This window comes from Pseudomonas sp. CFII68, from assembly GCF_000416195.1.
Classification (GTDB): domain Bacteria; phylum Pseudomonadota; class Gammaproteobacteria; order Pseudomonadales; family Pseudomonadaceae; genus Aquipseudomonas; species Aquipseudomonas kilonensis.
On sequence record NZ_ATLN01000095.1, the window covers coordinates 18,591 to 35,683 of the forward strand.

The following is a 17,093-nucleotide window of genomic DNA, read 5'->3' on the forward strand; positions in this document are numbered from 1 at the left end:
GGGGGTGTGATGATTGTCTTTGGCAGCATGAAAACCAGGCGAAAACGCCAGTTTTAACTTCACCCTTGTAGACCGTCTTGCCCACCCCCATATTGGGGCGACTGACGCGTGAAGGAATTCAACTTGAGCGACCTTTTAAACCGCCGCCTGGCCCTGCTCGGCGAGCGCGCCAACCTCTCCCTGCTCGAACGGTGCCTGCACGGCATCGAGCGTGAATGCCTGCGCGTCACCGGCGATGGGCACCTGGCGCAGACCCCGCATCCCAAAGCCCTGGGTTCGGCGCTGACCAACGAACAGATCACTACCGACTATTCCGAGTCGCTGTTGGAGTTCATCACGCCAGCCCTGGCCAACCCGGCCGATACCCTGCGCAGCCTCGACAAGATCCACCGGTTTGCCTACAGCAAACTCGGCGACGAGTACCTGTGGAGCCCTTCGATGCCGTGCCCACTGCCGGCGGAAGAGGACATCCCGATCGCGTATTACGGCACCTCGAACATCGGTCGTCTCAAGTACGTCTATCGCAAGGGCCTGGCCCTGCGCTACGGCAAGACCATGCAATGCATTGCCGGGATCCACTACAACTTTTCCCTGCCGGAAAAGCTCTGGCCCCTGCTTCGGCAGTCCGAAGGCGTCGAGACCAGCGACCGTGATTTCCAGTCGTCGGCCTACATCGCGCTGATCCGCAATTTCCGCCGCTACAGCTGGTTGCTGATGTACCTGTTCGGTGCCTCGCCGGCCCTGGACGCCGGTTTCCTGCGCGGTCGCCCGCACCAGTTGGAGCAACTGGACCCGGACACCCTGTATCTGCCCTACGCCACCAGCCTGCGCATGAGCGACCTGGGTTACCAGAGCAACGCCCAGGCCGGCCTCACGCCTTGCTACAACGACCTGGCCAGTTACACCGACAGCCTGCGCAAAGCGGTGGCGACGCCTTATGCGCCGTACGTCGAAGTCGGCACTCACCAGAACGGCGAGTGGGTGCAGCTCAACACCAACATCCTGCAGATCGAAAACGAGTACTACTCCAACATCCGCCCCAAACGCGTGACCTACACCGGAGAGCGGCCGATCCAGGCCTTGATGGCCCGGGGGATCCAGTACGTCGAAGTGCGTTGCCTGGACATCAACCCGTTCCTGCCGATGGGCATCGACCTCACCGAGTCGCGATTCCTCGATGCGTTCCTGCTGTATTGCGGCCTCAATGACAGCCCGCAGCTGGAAAACAACGAATGCGGCAACGCCACGAGCAACTTCCTGACCGTGGTCAAGGAAGGCCGCAAGCCTGGCCTGCAATTGCAGCGCCAGGGTCAATCGGTGGACATGCAGGCCTGGGCCGTCGAATTGCTGGAAAAAATCGCCCCGCTGGCCTCGCTGCTCGACCAGAGCCAAGGTGGCGATGCCCACCGCCAGGCGCTGGACGCGCAATTGGCGAAAGTCCGCGACCCGTCCCTGACCCCCTCCGCCCAGGTACTGGCCGCCATGGCCGAACATCAGGAAAGCTTCGCCCAGTTCTCCCTGCGCCAAAGCAAGGCCCACGCCGAGTTCTTCCGCGCCGAGCCTTTGCCTGCCCAGGAACAGGCTGCATTCGAAGAAACCGCCCGGGAATCACTGGTCCAACAGGCCGATCTGGAGCAGAACGAGGTGGGGGATTTCGACGTGTTCGTGGGTTCGTATCAGGCGAGCATCCTGGCGATCAGTAACTAACCGAGCATTCCCATGATTCCTGCGTGGGGATGCAGCTTTGTGGCGAGGGGATTTATCCCCGCTGGGTTGCGAAGCGACCCCAAAACGGCGGGAAGCGATCTGTCTGACACACTGAAGAGGAGCTTTAGGGCTGCTACGCAGCCCAGCGGGGATAAATCCCCTCGCCACAAAAGCCATGTACAACTCCCATTTCTGCCCCTTGCATAGATTTTTTCGAAAATAAGCTCATTCGAAAAAGTTATTTATTTTCCAATTCTTAGATCATTTAGTCTCCTCCAACGCCGACCATCCGGCGGCCTGTTGAGGAGCTTTCCCATGTCTTTGAGTTTCCCCCTTCGCCTTCTCGCGGCCGCCTCCCTGGCTGCAACGAGTCTTTTTGCCCAGGCGACCGACCTGACCGTCGCTTACCAGACCACCGTCGACCCGGCCAAAGTCGCCCAGGCCGATGGCGCCTATGAAAAAGCCACCCAAACCAAGATCGACTGGCGCAAGTTCGACAACGGCGCCGATGTCATCACCGCCATCGCCTCGGGCGACGTGCAGATCGGCTACCTCGGTTCCAGCCCGTTGACGGCGGCCATCACCCGCAAGGTCCCGGTGGAAACCTTCCTCATCGCCACCCAGATCGGCGCCGCCGAGGCCTTGGTGGTGCGTGACGGTTCCGGCATCAACTCCCCGCAAGACCTGATCGGCAAGAAGATCGCCGTGCCGTTCGTGTCCACCGGACATTACAGCCTGCTCGCCGCGTTGAAGCACTGGAACATTGACCCGTCGAAAGTCACCGTGCTCAACCTGGCGCCACCGGCCATCATCGCCGCCTGGAAGCGCGGCGACATCGACGCCACCTACGTCTGGGACCCGGCCCTGGGCGTGGCCAAGGAAAACGGCAAAGTCCTGATCACGTCCGCGGAACTGGCGAAGTTCGGCGCACCGACCTTCGACGCCTGGATCGTGCGCAAGGACTTCGCCCAGAAGCACCCTGAAATTGTCACAGCCTTCGCCAAAGTCACCCTGGATGCCTACGCCCACTACCGCAAGGACCCACAAGCCTGGCTGGCCGATGCGTCCAACGTCGACAAACTGGTGAAGCTCTCCGGCGCCAAGGCCAGCGATATCCCGCTGTTGCTGCAAGGCAACGTCTTTCCCCTGGCGGCCGATCAGGTCGTGAGCCTCGGCGCACCGACCACCCAAGCCATCACCGACACCGCAGCGTTCCTCAAGGAGCAAGGCAAGGTCGAAGCCGTGCTGCCGGACTACGCGCCTTACGTCAGCGCCAAATACATCACTCGTTGAGCGAAAAAAGGGAGACACGCGATGGCCTTGCTACAGCTGGAGCGCATCAGCGCACAGTACCCCGGCGCGGCGGAACCTGTGCTGGCGGATATTTCACTGACCCTGGGGCCCCGGCAATTGCTGGTGGCCCTCGGCCCGTCCGGCAGTGGCAAGACATCGCTGTTGAACCTGATTGCCGGGTTCGTCGAGCCCAGCGCCGGGCAGATCACCCTCGACGGCACGCCGGTCAAGGGCCCGAGCGCCGAGCGCGGCGTGGTGTTCCAGGACGATGCACTGCTGCCTTGGCAGGACGTGCTGGCAAACGTCGGGTTCGGCCTGGAACTGGCCGGGGTCGGCAAGCAACAGCGTGAAGCCCGGGCCCGGGAAATGCTTGCCCTGGTGGACCTGGCCGGTTTCGAGCAACGCCGTGTCTGGCAGCTCTCCGGCGGCCAGAAGCAACGCGTCGGCCTGGCCCGGGCACTGGCGGCCGACCCGCGCGTGCTGTTGATGGACGAACCTTTCGGTGCGCTGGACGCCTTCACCCGCGAGCAGATGCAGGAACTGTTGCTGCAGGTCTGGCAGCGCACCGCCAAGCCGGTGTTCCTGATCACCCATGACATTGAAGAAGCCGTGTTCCTCGCCACTGACTTGATTCTGTTGGCACCGAACCCGGGGCAGATCGTCGAGCGCCTGAGCCTGGATTTCGGCCAGCGCTACGGGGCCGGGGAATCGGCGCGGTCGATCAAGTCCGACCCGCGCTTTATCGAAACCCGCGAACATGTGCTCGCCAAGGTGTTCTCCCAACGCAGCGCCACTCGGCCACAGGAGCGCGCATGAGCAGCTACGAAATTCCAGCCGCCGTCAGTGAAACGACGAGCAAGCGCCCAGCCGGCGGCTTGAGGCCCAGCCTGAGTACGCGCTGGATCAGCGGCTTGACCCTGATCGCACTGCTGGCGGTCTGGTGGGCCGTCACCGCCAGCGGCCTGATCGAACCGCTGTTCCTGCCCTCGCCGTCTGCCGTACTGCAAAAAGGTTGGCTGCTGGCGACCCGCGGCTACATGGACTCGACCCTCTGGCAGCACCTGGCCGCCAGCCTTGAACGCATCGGCCTGGGCCTGTTGTTCGCGGTGCTGACGGCGGTGCCGGTGGGCATCGCCATTGGCGCCAACCGCATCGCGCGCGGCGTGCTCGACCCGTTGATCGAGTTCTACCGGCCGATTCCGCCGTTGGCGTACTTGCCGTTGATCGTGATCTGGTGCGGCATCGGCGAGTTGTCGAAGGTGCTGTTGATCTACCTGGCGATCTTCGCCCCGATTGCCATTGCCACCGCCACCGGCGTGCGCACGGTCGACCGGGCCAAGCTACGCGCGGCGCAATCGTTGGGCGCCACGCGGGCCCAGTTGATTCGCCACGTGATCGTGCCCAGTGCCCTGCCGGACATTCTCACCGGCATTCGCATTGGCCTGGGCGTGGGTTGGTCGACGCTGGTGGCCGCCGAGCTGATCGCCGCCACCAGCGGCCTGGGGTTCATGGTGCAGTCAGCGGCGCAGTTCCTGGTCACCGATGTGGTGGTGCTGGGGATCCTGGTGATCGCGCTGATCGCCTTCGCCATGGAAATGGGCCTGCGCGCCCTGCAACGCAAACTGGTGCCATGGCACGGCTTGGCCCATTGATAGCCAATGACCACGCCGACCATTCGGCGCCCCAATCCGAGAACACGACGATGAACCGCCCGACCATTACTCCCTTGAGCACAGCCCTCGGCGCGCAGATCAGTGGGATCGATATCAGCCAGCCGCTGAGCCCGGAACATCGCGAGGCCATCGAGCAGGCCTTGCTCAAGCATCAGGTGGTGTTCTTTCGCGACCAGCCGATCGACCCGACGCAACAAGCGCATTTCGCCGGGTATTTTGGCGACCTGCACATTCACCCGATCTACCCCAACGTACCGGAGCAGCCCGAAGTATTGGTGCTCGACACCGCCGTCACCGATGTCCGCGACAACGCCGTGTGGCACACCGACGTGACTTTTTTACCGACGCCGGCCATGGGCGCGGTGCTCAGCGCCAAGCTACTGCCGGCGTTTGGCGGCGACACGTTGTGGGCCAGCGGCATCGCGGCCTACGAAGCGCTGTCAGCCCCTTTGAAACGCTTGCTGGAAGGCCTGACAGCGGCCCACGATTTCACCCGGTCCTTTCCATTGGAACGGTTTGGCAACACCGCCGAAGACCTGGCGCGCTGGGAAGCGGCGCGGCGGAAAAACCCGCCACTGTCCCATCCGGTGATCCGCACTCATCCGGTGAGCGGGCGACGGTCGCTGTTCGTCAATGAAGGCTTCACGACACGGATCAACGAGCTGTCGGAAACCGAAAGCGAGGTGATCCTGAAACTGCTCTTCGCCCACGCCACCCGCCCGGAGTTCACCCTTCGCTGGCGCTGGCAGGTCAACGACGTGGCGTTCTGGGACAACCGCGTCACCCAGCACTTTGCCGTCGATGACTACCGCCCCGCCCGCCGGGTGATGCACCGGGCGACGGTGTTGGGGGATGTGCCGTTTTTCAGGTGAGGCACTGAATCTGGACTGCTCTTGTGGCGAGGGGATTTAGCGAAACGTCGCACCGCCCCGCTGGGCTGCGCAGCAGCCCCAATACATCTAAATGCGATCGGCCTGACACACCGGGGTGACAGGATTTGGGGCTGCTACGCAGCCCAGCGGGGATAAATCCCCTCGCCACAAGATTGTGTATTCAGCTGATCACTGCAGATCAGCCGATTCGTTACTCAGCCGACGAAGGCTTCTCCCAAAGATTGATCCCGCCCTCCAGGGCAAACCGATCGATCTGCGCCAGTTCTTCAGCACTGAAGCTCAGGTTCTTCAGCGCCCCGACGTTCTCGATAATCTGCTCCGGCCGGCTGGCACCAATCAGCGCGCTGGTCACGCGGGGATCGCGCAGGGTCCAGGCCAGGGCCATTTGCGCCAGGCTTTGGCCGCGCCGCTGGGCGATCTCATTGAGGGCACGTACATGGGCGATGTTTTCCTCCGACAGGTGCGAAGCCTGCAAAGAGCCGCCGCCCGGACGATTCACCCGCGCATCGGCCGGAATACCCTTGAGGTACTTGTCGGTCAACAGGCCCTGGGCCAGTGGCGTGAAAGCGATCACACCGGTACCCAGTTCGTCGGTGGCGTCCAGCAGGTCCTTTTCCACCCAGCGGTTGAGCAGGTTGTAGGCCGGCTGGTGAATCAGCAGCGGGACTTTCCACTCTTTGAGCAGCGCCGCCATTTCCCGGGTCTTCACCCCGGAATACGAGGAAATACCGATGTACAACGCCTTGCCCTGCTGTACGGCAGTGGCCAGCGCGCTGGCGGTTTCTTCCAGCGGGGTGTCGGGGTCGAAGCGGTGGGAATAAAAGATATCCACATAGTCCAGCCCCAGGCGTTGCAGGCTCTGGTCGAGGCTGGCGAGCACGTATTTGCGCGAGCCACCGCCCTGGCCGTATGGGCCCGGCCACATGTCCCAACCGGCCTTGCTGGAGATGATCAACTCATCGCGGTACTGCTTGAAATCTTCGCGCAGCAACCGGCCGAAATTGATCTCGGCGCTGCCGTAGGGAGGGCCGTAGTTGTTTGCCAGGTCGAAGTGGTTGATGCCCAGGTCAAACGCCGTGCGCAGCAAGGCGCGCTGGGTATCGATAGGCGTGCTGTCGCCAAAGTTGTGCCACAACCCCAGCGACAGCGCCGGCAGCACCAGCCCGCTGCGACCGACACGGCGATAAGGAATGGACTCGTAGCGGTCTTGCGCAGCGGTGTAGGTCATCGAAAGGCTCTCTGTTCGGACGCTGGTGGCAGAAGCTAACACTTCACAGACGCATCGGTCAGGCTGAAAGTTCGCGCAAGGCCGCCGCAGCCAGAAAACCCGAACGCGAGCTGTAACGCTGGTCACGTCGCACCGTTTGATCGATGCGTTCAAGCAATTGCTCGGGCAGTGTGGCGTTGAACCGCACTGATTTCCCGAAATAGGGCGTGACATCAAACTCAACCACCCCCCATATCCCACCGGCGTATTGCGGATCGTCGAGATGATCGTCAATTTCATGGATCTGCGGCAGCGGTTCGCCGTCGGCTATCAGACCTTCATAGTGCAACGAGAGCGCTTCTTTCACATTTTCGAATGCCTGGCTCACGGTACTGCCTGCGGAGAAACAACCCGGTACATCCGGGACCGTCACTCCGTATTCGGAATCGGCATCCTTGTGCAGAACGACCGGAAATTTCATGTGGACGAATCCTTCCTCCAGATCCGGCAACCGCAGCAACCGGTCTGATAACAATGCATCCCCATCGGGGATTTCGTAATCGGTCATGGGCTTCATTTCAGGCCCGCCTGTTTCAATATGCTATTGATCGTGCCTCTGGGCAGATCGGCGTCAGGGTGTTTGATCGTCACCCTCCCAGCCTTGAAGGCGTGTTTGTACTGGTGATGGCTACCCTTGATTGCCACTAGATACCAACCATCCTCTTCGATCTTCCTGATCATTTCCCGACTTCGCATCACCTTTGCCTTATTCGACAGCTCTGCCGGAAAACTCTAGCTGCGAAAGATGATTTCGATACACACAATACACACCCTGAAAAAATTTTAGCTCAACTCTCCAGCCAATGCACCGCCATCACCACTCGGTCATCGCGCCTGCGCAAACACCTCCGCCACCCAATCCACGAATACACGAACCCGCGGCGACATGAGTCGGTTCTGCGGATAGAGCACCGACACAGGCATGGACGGTGGTGGGGTGGCGGTGAGCACTTCCTGCATCAGGCCCTGGCGGATCGGCTCTTGCATCCGGTAATGCGGGCATTGGATCAGGCCCAGGCCGGCGATGGCCGAGGCGGCATAGATTTCGGCGCCGGACACCGACAGCGAGCCCCCGATCGGGACCTCCTTGAGCTCGCCATCGACCATGAACTCAAACGGATAGAGTTTGGCGGTGGTCCGCGAGACGTAGTTCACCGCTCTGTGATGTTTCAAGTCATCGAGGCTTTTCGGCTCACCGTACTGGCGCAGGTAACCGGGACTGGCACAGGTGATCTGCCGGAGATTGGCGACACGCCGGCCGATCAATGACGAATCCGCCAGCTCACCGGAGCGCAGCACGCAATCGACGCCTTCGGCAATCAGGTCGACGAAACGATCGGCCTCGCTGATGAACAGTTCTATTTCGGGATAACGGGCCATGAATTGCGGCAACGCCGGAATCACGAAATACCGTGCCTGGGTTCCGTGCAAGTCCACCCTCAACTTGCCTTTGGGCGCCACGCCGCGAAACGCCAGTTCGGCTTCTTCAAGTTCCGCCAGCAATTGCACGCAGCGTGGGTAATAGGCTTCGCCATCGAGGGTCGGGCGCACCTTGCGAGTGCTGCGTTCCAACAAGCGAACGCTCAGCCAGGCTTCGAATTGATTGAGGATGTGGGTCAGCGTGGCCCGTGGCATGTTCAAGTCTTCAGCGGCCAGGGTGAAACTGCTTCGCTCGTAGATGCGCACGAACACCTTCATCGCTCTGACTTGATCCATCTGAATCCGGCGCCTTTATTGTTAGTGATTGTTGAACAGTCAAGGCAACTTTCGGGCATTTATCGCCGAGAGTAAACATGTGAACCTGGCCTCACCCACTTCAAGAGGACTCAAGCATGCCGACTCAAACGTCCAAAGTTGCCATCGTTACCGGTGCTTCCCGCGGCATCGGCGCCGAAATCGCCAAGCAACTGGCTAGCGAGGGTTTCGCCGTCGTCATCAACTACGCCAACAGCGCCAGCGAGGCGTCCAAGTTGGTGGTGCAATTGCGCCAGGCCGGCCACCAAGCCATAGCGGTGAAGGCAGACGTGTCCTCTGCCGCCGATGTTCGTCGGATGTTCGATGAAACCGAAGCGCAACTGGGCAAGGTCGACGTGTTGATCAACAACGCCGGCATCCTCCAGGTGATGCCCCTGGCGCAGCACAGCGACGAGCTGTTCGACCAGACGTTCGCCATCAACACCCGTGGCACCTTCAATACCCTGCGCGAGGCCGCGACCCGTTTGAATGACGGTGGCCGGATCGTGAATTTTTCCAGCAGCACCGTGGGCCTGAACCTGCCCGGCTATTCGGTGTACATCGCCAGCAAGGCCGCAGTGGAATCCCTGACCCAGGTGTTCGCCAAGGAACTGCGTGGTCGGCAGATCACGGTCAATGCCGTGGCCCCCGGCCCCGTCGCGACCGAACTGTTCATGCATGGCAAGAGTGAGGAGCAGGTGCAGCACTACGCCAAGATGCCGCCCCTGGAGCGCCTCGGCCAGCCGCAAGACATTGCCAGCATCATCGCGTTTCTGGTGAGCCCGGCCGCTGGCTGGGTGAACGGGCAGATCCTGCGGGCCAATGGCGGGCTGGTCTGAGGCTGTTTCCTGCGTCGCCAGTCAAGCCGCTATCGTCGGATCGCCGCCCGGAGCAAGCTCGCTCCCACAAGGAAATCACTAACCTTCACTTAACCCTGTGGGAGCGAGCTTGCTCGCGATGAGGCCAGTGACAATGGAAGGCCTAGCGCCTCGATCAGCGCACCAAATGCAGGAACTGCAGGTGTCGCTCGTACTGGTCGAGGATGTCGTTGATGATTTGCTCCTTGGTGTAGCCCACCAGATCGTAATCCTGGCTGCCTTCGCTCAAGTGCACCTCGGCACGGTAGTAACGACGGTTGTTGAGTTCCTTCGAGCCCATGCCGCCGCGGGCGAAGGACGGCGTGAAGTAGCCGCGCATCTGCACCTGGTAGATGAACGGATGCTGCTCGCCGTGGCCGATCTCCAGGCTGACGTTGTCGTTGGCCGGGTCGGGCTGGGTCACCACCGTCAGGCCCTTTTCGACGAACACCGCGGTCACTTCTTCAATGGCCGGGCGCACCGTGGTGTCGAGGAAACGGTACACCTCATCACGGGACGGAAAATGCACCGCCTGGCTCAAGCGTTGGCGCCAGCCGCCCGTGCCCCGACGCGAACCCGATACCGGCGCCAGGGAGTGCAATTGCGCGATCTGCTTCTGCGACTCCAGGTAGAACGCCTTGTGCAGGCCCCACATCATCAGCAGCAGAATCAACGAGAACGGCAAGGACGTCAGCACCACCGCCGACTTCAAGGCATCGATGCTGCCGGAGAACAGCAGCGCACTGGTCACCAGGGCCGTCATCGCGCCCCAGAACACCCGCAGCCATTTCGGCCCGTCCTCATCGGGGTTGCCGCCCTTGGCCGACAACGTCGACAGCACCACGGTGCCCGAGTCGGCGGACGTGACGAAGAACACGAAGCTGATAAACACGGTGACGGCGATGACGGTCTTGCTCCAGGGGTAGGTTTCCAGCAGCAGGTAAAGGCTCATCGATGGGTTTTCCAGGGCGGACATGCCCAGGGCACTCATGCCGTGGTTCAGCACCTGGTCGATGGCGCTGTTGCCGAAGATCGACATCCACGCCAGGGTGAAACCCAGCGGAATCAGCAACACGCCAAAGACGAATTCACGGATGGTGCGGCCACGGGAAATCCGTGCGATGAACAGCCCCACGAACGGCGACCACGCGATCCACCAGGCCCAGTAAAACACCGTCCAGCCGCCCAGCCAGTCGCTGGGTTCGTTGTAGGCGTACAGGTCAAAGCTCTTCATCGGCAGGGCGCCGAGGTAATCGCCAATGTTCTGGATCAAGGTGTTGAGCAAATGCTGGGTGGGTCCGGCGAACAGCACGAACAGCAACAACGCGCAGGCCAGCAGCATGTTGATGTCGGACATGACCCGCACGCCCTTGTCGACACCGGCCACCGCCACAATGATCGCCGCGCCCATCATCAGCACGATCAGGCCGACTTGAATCCACTGGGTGTGGGCGATGCCGAACAGGTAATCGAGCCCGGAATTGAGGTGCAACACACCAAAGCCCATGTCCGCGCCGAGGCCGAACACCGTGGCGATAATGCCGAAGCCGTCCACGGCGTAGCCGATGGGGCCATTGATGCGTTTGCCGATCAGCGGGTACAGCGCCGAACGCAGGGCCAGCGGTAAATTGTGCCGGTAGGCGAAGTACGCCAAGGCCATGCCGACGAACGCGAAAACGCCCCAGCCGTGCAGACCCCAGTGCAAGAACAGGATCTGCATGGCCTGCCGTGCCGCTTGCGCGTTGCCAGCCTCGCCCTGGGGCGGCTGGACCATGTGGGTCAGCGGCTCGGACACGCAGAAGAAAAACAGCGTGATGCTGATGCCGGCGGCGAACAGCATGCCGGCCCAGGACAGATAACTGAATTCGGGCTCGTCGTGGTCGGCACCGAGCTTGATCTTGCCGTAGCCGGACAAGGCGGTGACCACCACGAAGACCAGATACAGCGTCATCGCCAGCATGTAATACCAGCCGACCGTATTGGCCGCCCAGTTCTGCGCCGCCAGCAACCAGGCGCCGGCCTGCGCGGGCATGGCAATCACCACCAGGCCGAACAGCAGGATGAAGGTCGCGGCGAAGTAAAAGACCGGCGGGTTCATGCGGACCAGGCCGCTGGGTGGAAGGGACGAGGCACTCATGAAACAAGTACCTCGGGAGAAAAAATCATGGCGGTCGAAAACGGACTCGGCAAAGGCAAGCCTCCTGTTGTGAGCGGGCAGCAAACCGACGGTTTAACTTGAATGAACGTTCAAGTTAAACATGAATAGGTAGCTAAGGACTAATCGCAGGGCTCGACGGCACGCTTCCTACACTAGCCTACGGGAGGGTATGACGTTGCTTCGTACGCATTCGTTCAGTAGCCAACGGGTAGAGCAGCCACCTTGTGGGAGCGGGCTTGCTCGCGAAGGGGCCATCACCTTCAACATGGATGTAGCTTGACAGTCCGCCTTCGCGAGCAAGCCCGCTCCCACAGGATTTTTGGGGGTCCGCAAAGCATGCCTTCCTTCAGATCACCCGCCGGTTTATGTCCTGACAAATGATTGCCGGTTGCCCATGAATATCGGCGTGCCTATAGTCCAGGCATCGCCTACAACCAGTACGGACCCATGATCAAACAACAGCTGTCTCGCTTTAACCGTCTCGACCTGCTCGGCCATCCGACACCGCTGGAAAAACTCGACCGCCTCTCCACCTGGCTCGGCCGGGACATCTATATCAAGCGTGACGACCTGACGCCCCTGGCCATGGGCGGCAACAAACTGCGCAAGCTCGAATACCTGGCCGCCGATGCCATCGCCCAAGGCGCCGATACCCTCATCACCGCCGGGGCGATCCAGTCCAACCATGTACGCCAGACCGCCGCCCTCGCCGCAAAGCTGGGCCTGGGCTGCGTGGCCTTGCTGGAAAACCCCATCGGCACCGAAGACAGCAATTACCTGGGCAACGGCAACCGGCTGCTGCTGGAGTTGTTCGACGCCAAGGTCGAACTGGTGGACAACCTGGACAACGCCGATGAGCAGCTACAGGCGCTGGCCGGTCGCCTGCGCAGCAACGGGAAAAAACCCTACCTGGTGCCGATTGGTGGTTCGAACGCCTTGGGCGCACTGGGTTATGTGCGCGCAGGCCTGGAACTGGCCGAGCAGATCAAGGACACCGGGATTGAGTTCGCCGCCGTGGTACTGGCCTCGGGCAGTGCCGGCACCCACAGCGGCCTGGCGCTGGCGCTGAGCGAAGCCCTGCCGGTGTTGCCTGTCATCGGCGTGACGGTTTCGCGCAGCGAGGAGGACCAGTTTCCAAAGGTCCAGGGCCTGGCCGAGCGCACGGCAGCGTTGCTCGACGTCGCCCTTCCAGAAGCGTTCAAAGTGAACCTGTGGGACGAGTATTTCGCCCCCCGCTACGGTGAACCCAACGCCGGGACACTGGCAGCGGTCAAGCTGCTGGCCAGCCAGGAAGGGCTGCTGCTCGATCCGGTCTACACCGGCAAGGCCATGGCCGGCCTGCTCGACGGCATGGGGCGCGACCGTTTCGACGAAGGCCCGATCATCTTCCTGCACACCGGCGGCGCACCGGCGTTGTTTGCCTACAGCGCGGCGTTCTGAGATATCGGGGGAACCTCTATGTGGGAGCGAGCCTGCTCGCGATAGCGGTGGATCAGCCAAGATCAATTTGGCTGAAAGACCATCGCGAGCAGGCTCGCTCCCACAGGAGAAATCCATTACATATTGGAATATGTAGTTGATTTAATATTATTTTCCAATCTATAAAAGCCACCCTATAGTCTCGCCGCAGGCGCATTTGCCGCGAGACGCCCAAGCTGCTTTAAGGCAGGATGTGGCAATCTTTTCGGATCGCGGCTACGCCTTATCTCAGCCAAAATAACCGCTTCATAAGAAAACACAGGGGCTTGTCATGAATTTTTCCGCATTACGTCGCAACCTGTTGGTAGGTTCGCTGGGCCTGGCATTGAGCGCCGGCTTGTTGGGGCAAGCGGTTGCCGGTGAGCAACTGCAGAAGATCAAGGACGCCGGCGAAATCAAGATCGGCCTGGAAGGCACTTATCCACCGTTCAGTTTCGTTGATGAGAGCGGCAAACTGACCGGCTTCGAAGTGGAGTTCTCCGAAGCCCTGGCCAAGGAGCTGGGTGTGAAGGTCAAGCTGCAGACGACCCCATGGGCCGGCATCCTCGCGGCTTTGGAATCCAAGCGTCTGGACGCAGTGGTCAACCAGGTGACCATCTCCGAGGAGCGTAAGAAAAAGTACGATTTCTCCGAGCCGTACACCGTTTCCGGGATTCAAGCGCTGGTCCTGACCAAGAAAGCCGCCGAGCTGAACATCAAGAAGGCCGCCGACCTGGACGGTAAAAAAGTCGGCGTGGGCCTGGGCACCAACTACGAACAGTGGGTCAAGGCAGCAGTACCGGGCGCCCAAGTCAAAACCTACGATGACGACCCAACCAAGTTCCAGGACCTGCGCGTCGGCCGTATCGATACCATCCTGATCGACCGCCTGGCCGCGCTGGAATACGCCAAGAAAGCCAAGGACACCTCCGTCACCAGCGAAGCCTTTTCGCGCCAGGAGTCCGGTATTGCCCTGCGCAAAGGCGAGCCTGAGCTGCTGGCAGCCGTGAACAAGGCCATCGAAAAACTGCGCGCCGACGGTACGCTGAAAAAGCTTTCGGAAAAATACTTCAGCGCTGACGTTACCCAATAATGGAAGCAGCTCTTCAACTCGCACTGGACTCCGCGCCCTTCCTGCTCAAGGGCGCGTATTACACGGTCATCCTCAGCCTGGGCGGCATGTTTTTCGGCTTGCTGCTGGGGTTCGGCCTGGCGCTGATGCGCCTGTCGCGCTTCAAACTGGTGAGCTGGATCGCCCGCATCTACGTGTCGTTCTTTCGCGGCACGCCGTTGCTGGTGCAGTTGTTCGTGATCTATTACGGGTTGCCGCAACTGGGCATCGAGCTGGATCCGCTACCGGCGGCCCTGATCGGTTTCTCGCTGAACATGGCCGCCTACGCGTGTGAAATCCTGCGGGCCGCCATCAGCTCCATCGAGCGCGGCCAGTGGGAAGCGGCGGCAAGCATCGGCATGACCCGCGCCCAGACCCTGCGCCGGGCCATCCTGCCGCAAGCCGCACGCACGGCCCTGCCGCCGTTGGGCAACAGCTTCATTTCCCTGGTCAAGGACACCGCGCTGGCGGCGACCATCCAGGTACCGGAGCTGTTCCGCCAGGCGCAGTTGATCACCGCGCGAACCTTCGAAATCTTCACCATGTACCTTGCCGCCGCGCTGATCTATTGGGTTCTGGCCAGCGTGCTCTCGCACCTGCAGAACGTCCTGGAAGCCCGGGTCAATCGGCATGACCAGGAGTCCTGACCCATGATTGTCGTGGAAAAACTGACAAAGCAGTTCAAGGGTCAGGTGGTGCTCAACGGCATCGACTTGAAGATCGAAGAAGGCGAAGTGGTTGCGATCATCGGTCCCAGCGGCTCGGGCAAGACCACCTTCCTGCGCTGCTTGAACTTCCTCGAAGAGCCTACCAGTGGCCGGATCAAGGTCGGCGACATCGAAATCGATGGCAGTCGCCCGCTGAACCAGCAACAGGGCCTGGTGCGCCGTTTGCGCCAGCAGGTGGGCTTCGTGTTCCAGAACTTCAACCTGTTTCCCCATCGCACCGCCTTGGAAAATGTCACTGAAGGCCCGCAGGTGGTGAAGAAAATCCCCCGCGCCGAAGCCGAAGCCATGGGGCGCAAGCTCTTGGCCAAGGTCGGCTTGGCCGGCAAGGAGGACGCCTATCCACGGCGCCTTTCCGGCGGCCAGCAACAGCGCGTGGCGATTGCCCGGGCGTTGGCGATGGAACCGGCGGTGATCCTGTTCGACGAGCCGACCTCGGCCCTCGATCCGGAACTGGTGGGCGAGGTGCTGGCAACCATTCGCGGCTTGGCCGAAGAAAAACGCACCATGGTCATCGTGACCCACGAAATGGGTTTCGCCCGGGACGTGGCCAACCGCGTGGTGTTTTTCGACAAAGGCGTGATCGTCGAACAAGGCGAAGCCAAGGCCTTGTTTGCAGCGCCCAAGGAAGAACGCACGCGACAGTTCCTCAGCAAGTTCCTCTCGGCCGGACACGGCGCTCAGTAAGTTATGGTGAGCGTCATCACTTCCAGGGATGGAAGTGGGACCGCTGCCACACACTCAACACAACACTGCCATCAACTTGGCTATAACGAAACAACTTGAAACTTGCGCCCCACTCAACATCCGCGACCGTTTTATGTGCGCATGGACATACCTCTCGTAACACTTCCCTGCGGCCCAAGCGCCCCTCCTCTTTAGTCTCAAGACGCTCTTTCGAGCCTTTTAAAAAACCGGCTGGCTTAGGAAAAAGGCCTGTGACGCCGCGCATTCTTAACATGCATGCGTAGGACGTTTCTGAAGCCTTTCACAATGAATTATTAAGCAAGTGCCTCTATTGACACTGAAACTATTGAGCCCTTATCTAGTGCCCAACAGGCGATGCACATTATTTATTTTCTGCACAGTGACTAGGCGCAGCCTAGCCTATATGGCTGCACATAAAATATGTCGCGATCAGTCATCGCCGTTGATCTTCCCGAAACGGACTTAGTTTTCAAGCATCAAGGAGAACACCATGACATGTAAGTCGAAGAGTCCTGAACTGGCCGCCCCCACCCTGGCCAATGCCCACCCCACCGGCATCAATATCGCCAACGCCGCTCATCTGGAGGTTGCCATTGCGCCCTACCCGGGCATGGACGCAGGTGATCTGATCGAACTGTTCTGGGACAACTGCTACGTTGGCTCGCGCGTGCTGTCGCAGGCCGATGTGCAAGACAGCGTCACCCTGCGGGTCCCGGAGAGTTTCATCGTCGATGGAAGCTCGCGCATCCACTATCGGGTGATGCAGGTCGGGCGTGGGCCGGCGCTATCCGCCAAGCAACAGGTGCAGGTGAAGCTCGATTGCCCCGGTGGGCAACCGTCGGCCCTGAGCGGCGATGAAAACCAGGGCCTGGCGCCAGTGCGCATTCCCGGCACTATCCGACGCCAAGGGGTGAACCCCAACCAGATCAAGCGCGGCGTACCGCTGACCATCGAACCCTACCTGAACATGGCCGCCGGCGATGCCGTGACCCTGCGCTGGGGTGATGTGCGCATGGACTTGCCAGCGGTCACCGCCAGCGAGGTCGGCCAGCCGATCAATATCTGGGTCCCGCCGCAGATCATCCTGGAGGCAGGAGAAGACCTGCGCCTGGAAGTGACCTACTGCATCCTCGACCGTGTGGGCAACAACTCCCACTGGGCACCGCCACGGACGTTGAAGATCGGTTGCGCCAATCCGTACCTGAACACTGCACCGAAACAGCCGCTCATGGCCGCCGAAACGCGCCGCCGAATGTGAACACCCTGAAAAAGCTTTTGTGGCGAGGGAGCTTGCTCCCGCTTGGGCTGTGGGAGCAAAGCTTGCTCGCGAAACAGGCGCCTCGATTCTGCAAGACCGCATCGCGTCCATCGCGGGCAAGCCTTGCTCCCACATAGCGGGAGCAAGCTCCCTCGCCACAAAAAGCTACTTAGCCCTGGATGAGCGTACGGCCTTCAATTAAAACCAACCTATCTATATTCCTAAAAGTTAGTTCAAAAATAATTTATACG

Annotated in this window: 16 protein-coding genes; 11 read left to right on the forward strand and 5 right to left on the reverse strand. The window is 60.8% G+C overall.

The genetic code is table 11. The annotated features are described in order from the left end of the window. Positions 1 to 123 precede the first annotated feature (123 nt). From gshA to tauD, 5 genes are all read left to right on the forward strand, one after another. Complete coding sequence (gshA, locus tag CFII68_RS11265) at positions 124 to 1,707, forward strand: glutamate--cysteine ligase (protein WP_018608803.1); 1,584 nt, start codon at positions 124 to 126, stop codon at positions 1,705 to 1,707. Between the two features lie 315 nt (positions 1,708 to 2,022). Further along, positions 2,023 to 3,000: a taurine ABC transporter substrate-binding protein gene (gene tauA, locus CFII68_RS11260; RefSeq protein ID WP_018608804.1), complete on the forward strand. Its 978-nt coding sequence runs from the start codon at positions 2,023 to 2,025 to the stop codon at positions 2,998 to 3,000. Positions 3,001 to 3,021: 21 nt separating this feature from the next. Beyond that, positions 3,022 to 3,816 (forward strand): taurine ABC transporter ATP-binding subunit, encoded by a 795-nt coding sequence (gene tauB / locus CFII68_RS11255; protein ID WP_018608806.1) that lies wholly within the window; start codon positions 3,022 to 3,024, stop codon positions 3,814 to 3,816. Next, a complete protein-coding gene (gene tauC / locus CFII68_RS11250; RefSeq protein ID WP_018608808.1) occupies positions 3,813 to 4,652 on the forward strand; it encodes a taurine ABC transporter permease TauC in 840 nt (279 codons plus the stop codon). The genes tauB and tauC overlap by 4 nt, the downstream gene beginning before the upstream one ends. A 50-nt stretch (positions 4,653 to 4,702) precedes the next feature. Beyond that, entirely contained in the window at positions 4,703 to 5,545 is an 843-nt protein-coding gene (gene tauD, locus CFII68_RS11245; RefSeq protein WP_018608810.1) for a taurine dioxygenase, read from the forward strand. A 211-nt stretch (positions 5,546 to 5,756) separates the two neighbouring features. Here the strand turns inward: tauD and mgrA are convergent, their stop codons facing one another. The 4 genes from mgrA to CFII68_RS11225 all read right to left on the reverse strand — a co-directional run bounded on the left by mgrA (position 5,757) and on the right by CFII68_RS11225 (position 8,549). Next, positions 5,757 to 6,794 carry an L-glyceraldehyde 3-phosphate reductase gene (gene mgrA, locus CFII68_RS11240; protein ID WP_018608812.1) on the reverse strand — a complete coding sequence of 346 codons (1,038 nt, stop codon included), beginning with the start codon at positions 6,792 to 6,794 and terminating at the stop codon, positions 5,757 to 5,759. Positions 6,795 to 6,852: 58 nt separating this feature from the next. Beyond that, a complete protein-coding gene (locus CFII68_RS11235) occupies positions 6,853 to 7,254 on the reverse strand; it encodes a type II toxin-antitoxin system HicB family antitoxin (RefSeq protein WP_024619603.1) in 402 nt (133 codons plus the stop codon). A gap of 92 nt (positions 7,255 to 7,346) precedes the next feature. Then, a complete protein-coding gene (locus CFII68_RS11230; protein ID WP_018608816.1) occupies positions 7,347 to 7,529 on the reverse strand; it encodes a type II toxin-antitoxin system HicA family toxin in 183 nt (60 codons plus the stop codon). A gap of 129 nt (positions 7,530 to 7,658) precedes the next feature. Next, the gene (locus CFII68_RS11225; RefSeq protein WP_033062710.1) at positions 7,659 to 8,549 is read right to left on the reverse strand and encodes a LysR family transcriptional regulator; all 891 of its coding nucleotides are present in this window, start codon (positions 8,547 to 8,549) and stop codon (positions 7,659 to 7,661) included. Positions 8,550 to 8,665: 116 nt separating this feature from the next. Here CFII68_RS11225 and CFII68_RS11220 point away from each other — a divergent pair, with 116 nt between their 5' ends. Further along, entirely contained in the window at positions 8,666 to 9,406 is a 741-nt protein-coding gene (locus CFII68_RS11220; protein ID WP_018608821.1) for an SDR family oxidoreductase, read from the forward strand. Between the two features lie 154 nt (positions 9,407 to 9,560). Here CFII68_RS11220 and betT read toward each other — a convergent pair whose 3' ends face one another. Next, a complete protein-coding gene (gene betT / locus CFII68_RS11215) occupies positions 9,561 to 11,522 on the reverse strand; it encodes a choline transporter BetT (protein WP_162843731.1) in 1,962 nt (653 codons plus the stop codon). Positions 11,523 to 12,029: 507 nt separating this feature from the next. Here betT and CFII68_RS11210 point away from each other — a divergent pair. From CFII68_RS11210 to CFII68_RS11190, 5 genes are all read left to right on the forward strand, one after another. Further along, complete coding sequence (locus CFII68_RS11210; protein ID WP_018608825.1) at positions 12,030 to 13,022, forward strand: D-cysteine desulfhydrase; 993 nt, start codon at positions 12,030 to 12,032, stop codon at positions 13,020 to 13,022. Between the two features lie 310 nt (positions 13,023 to 13,332). Further along, positions 13,333 to 14,133, forward strand: a complete 801-nt coding sequence (tcyJ, locus tag CFII68_RS11205; protein WP_018608826.1) for a cystine ABC transporter substrate-binding protein — start codon at positions 13,333 to 13,335, stop codon at positions 14,131 to 14,133. Beyond that, positions 14,133 to 14,798 (forward strand): cystine ABC transporter permease, encoded by a 666-nt coding sequence (gene tcyL, locus CFII68_RS11200; RefSeq protein WP_018608828.1) that lies wholly within the window; start codon positions 14,133 to 14,135, stop codon positions 14,796 to 14,798. The genes tcyJ and tcyL overlap by 1 nt, the downstream gene beginning before the upstream one ends. Positions 14,799 to 14,801: 3 nt before the next feature. After that, the gene (gene tcyN / locus CFII68_RS11195; protein WP_018608830.1) at positions 14,802 to 15,563 is read left to right on the forward strand and encodes an L-cystine ABC transporter ATP-binding protein TcyN; all 762 of its coding nucleotides are present in this window, start codon (positions 14,802 to 14,804) and stop codon (positions 15,561 to 15,563) included. 511 nt (positions 15,564 to 16,074) lie between these two features. Next, positions 16,075 to 16,842: a hypothetical protein gene (locus CFII68_RS11190; protein WP_018608832.1), complete on the forward strand. Its 768-nt coding sequence runs from the start codon at positions 16,075 to 16,077 to the stop codon at positions 16,840 to 16,842. Positions 16,843 to 17,093: the final 251 nt, after the last annotated feature.

Excerpts from the sequence above, each read along its gene's own strand:
- tauA (WP_018608804.1), top strand. The coding sequence starts at position 2,023 with ATGTCTTTGAGTTTCCCCCTTCGCCTTCTCGCGGCCGCCTCCCTGGCT.
- CFII68_RS11210 (WP_018608825.1), top strand. The coding sequence starts at position 12,030 with ATGATCAAACAACAGCTGTCTCGCTTTAACCGTCTCGACCTGCTCGGC.
- tcyN (WP_018608830.1), top strand. The coding sequence starts at position 14,802 with ATGATTGTCGTGGAAAAACTGACAAAGCAGTTCAAGGGTCAGGTGGTG.
- betT (WP_162843731.1), bottom strand. The coding sequence starts at position 11,522 with ATGAACCCGCCGGTCTTTTACTTCGCCGCGACCTTCATCCTGCTGTTC.
- CFII68_RS11190 (WP_018608832.1), top strand. The coding sequence starts at position 16,075 with ATGACATGTAAGTCGAAGAGTCCTGAACTGGCCGCCCCCACCCTGGCC.
- CFII68_RS11225 (WP_033062710.1), bottom strand. The coding sequence starts at position 8,549 with ATGGATCAAGTCAGAGCGATGAAGGTGTTCGTGCGCATCTACGAGCGA.
- tauB (WP_018608806.1), top strand. The coding sequence starts at position 3,022 with ATGGCCTTGCTACAGCTGGAGCGCATCAGCGCACAGTACCCCGGCGCG.
- CFII68_RS11220 (WP_018608821.1), top strand. The coding sequence starts at position 8,666 with ATGCCGACTCAAACGTCCAAAGTTGCCATCGTTACCGGTGCTTCCCGC.
- CFII68_RS11230 (WP_018608816.1), bottom strand. The coding sequence starts at position 7,529 with ATGCGAAGTCGGGAAATGATCAGGAAGATCGAAGAGGATGGTTGGTAT.
- tauC (WP_018608808.1), top strand. The coding sequence starts at position 3,813 with ATGAGCAGCTACGAAATTCCAGCCGCCGTCAGTGAAACGACGAGCAAG.
- mgrA (WP_018608812.1), bottom strand. The coding sequence starts at position 6,794 with ATGACCTACACCGCTGCGCAAGACCGCTACGAGTCCATTCCTTATCGC.
- tauD (WP_018608810.1), top strand. The coding sequence starts at position 4,703 with ATGAACCGCCCGACCATTACTCCCTTGAGCACAGCCCTCGGCGCGCAG.
- tcyJ (WP_018608826.1), top strand. The coding sequence starts at position 13,333 with ATGAATTTTTCCGCATTACGTCGCAACCTGTTGGTAGGTTCGCTGGGC.
- tcyL (WP_018608828.1), top strand. The coding sequence starts at position 14,133 with ATGGAAGCAGCTCTTCAACTCGCACTGGACTCCGCGCCCTTCCTGCTC.
- CFII68_RS11235 (WP_024619603.1), bottom strand. The coding sequence starts at position 7,254 with ATGAAATTTCCGGTCGTTCTGCACAAGGATGCCGATTCCGAATACGGA.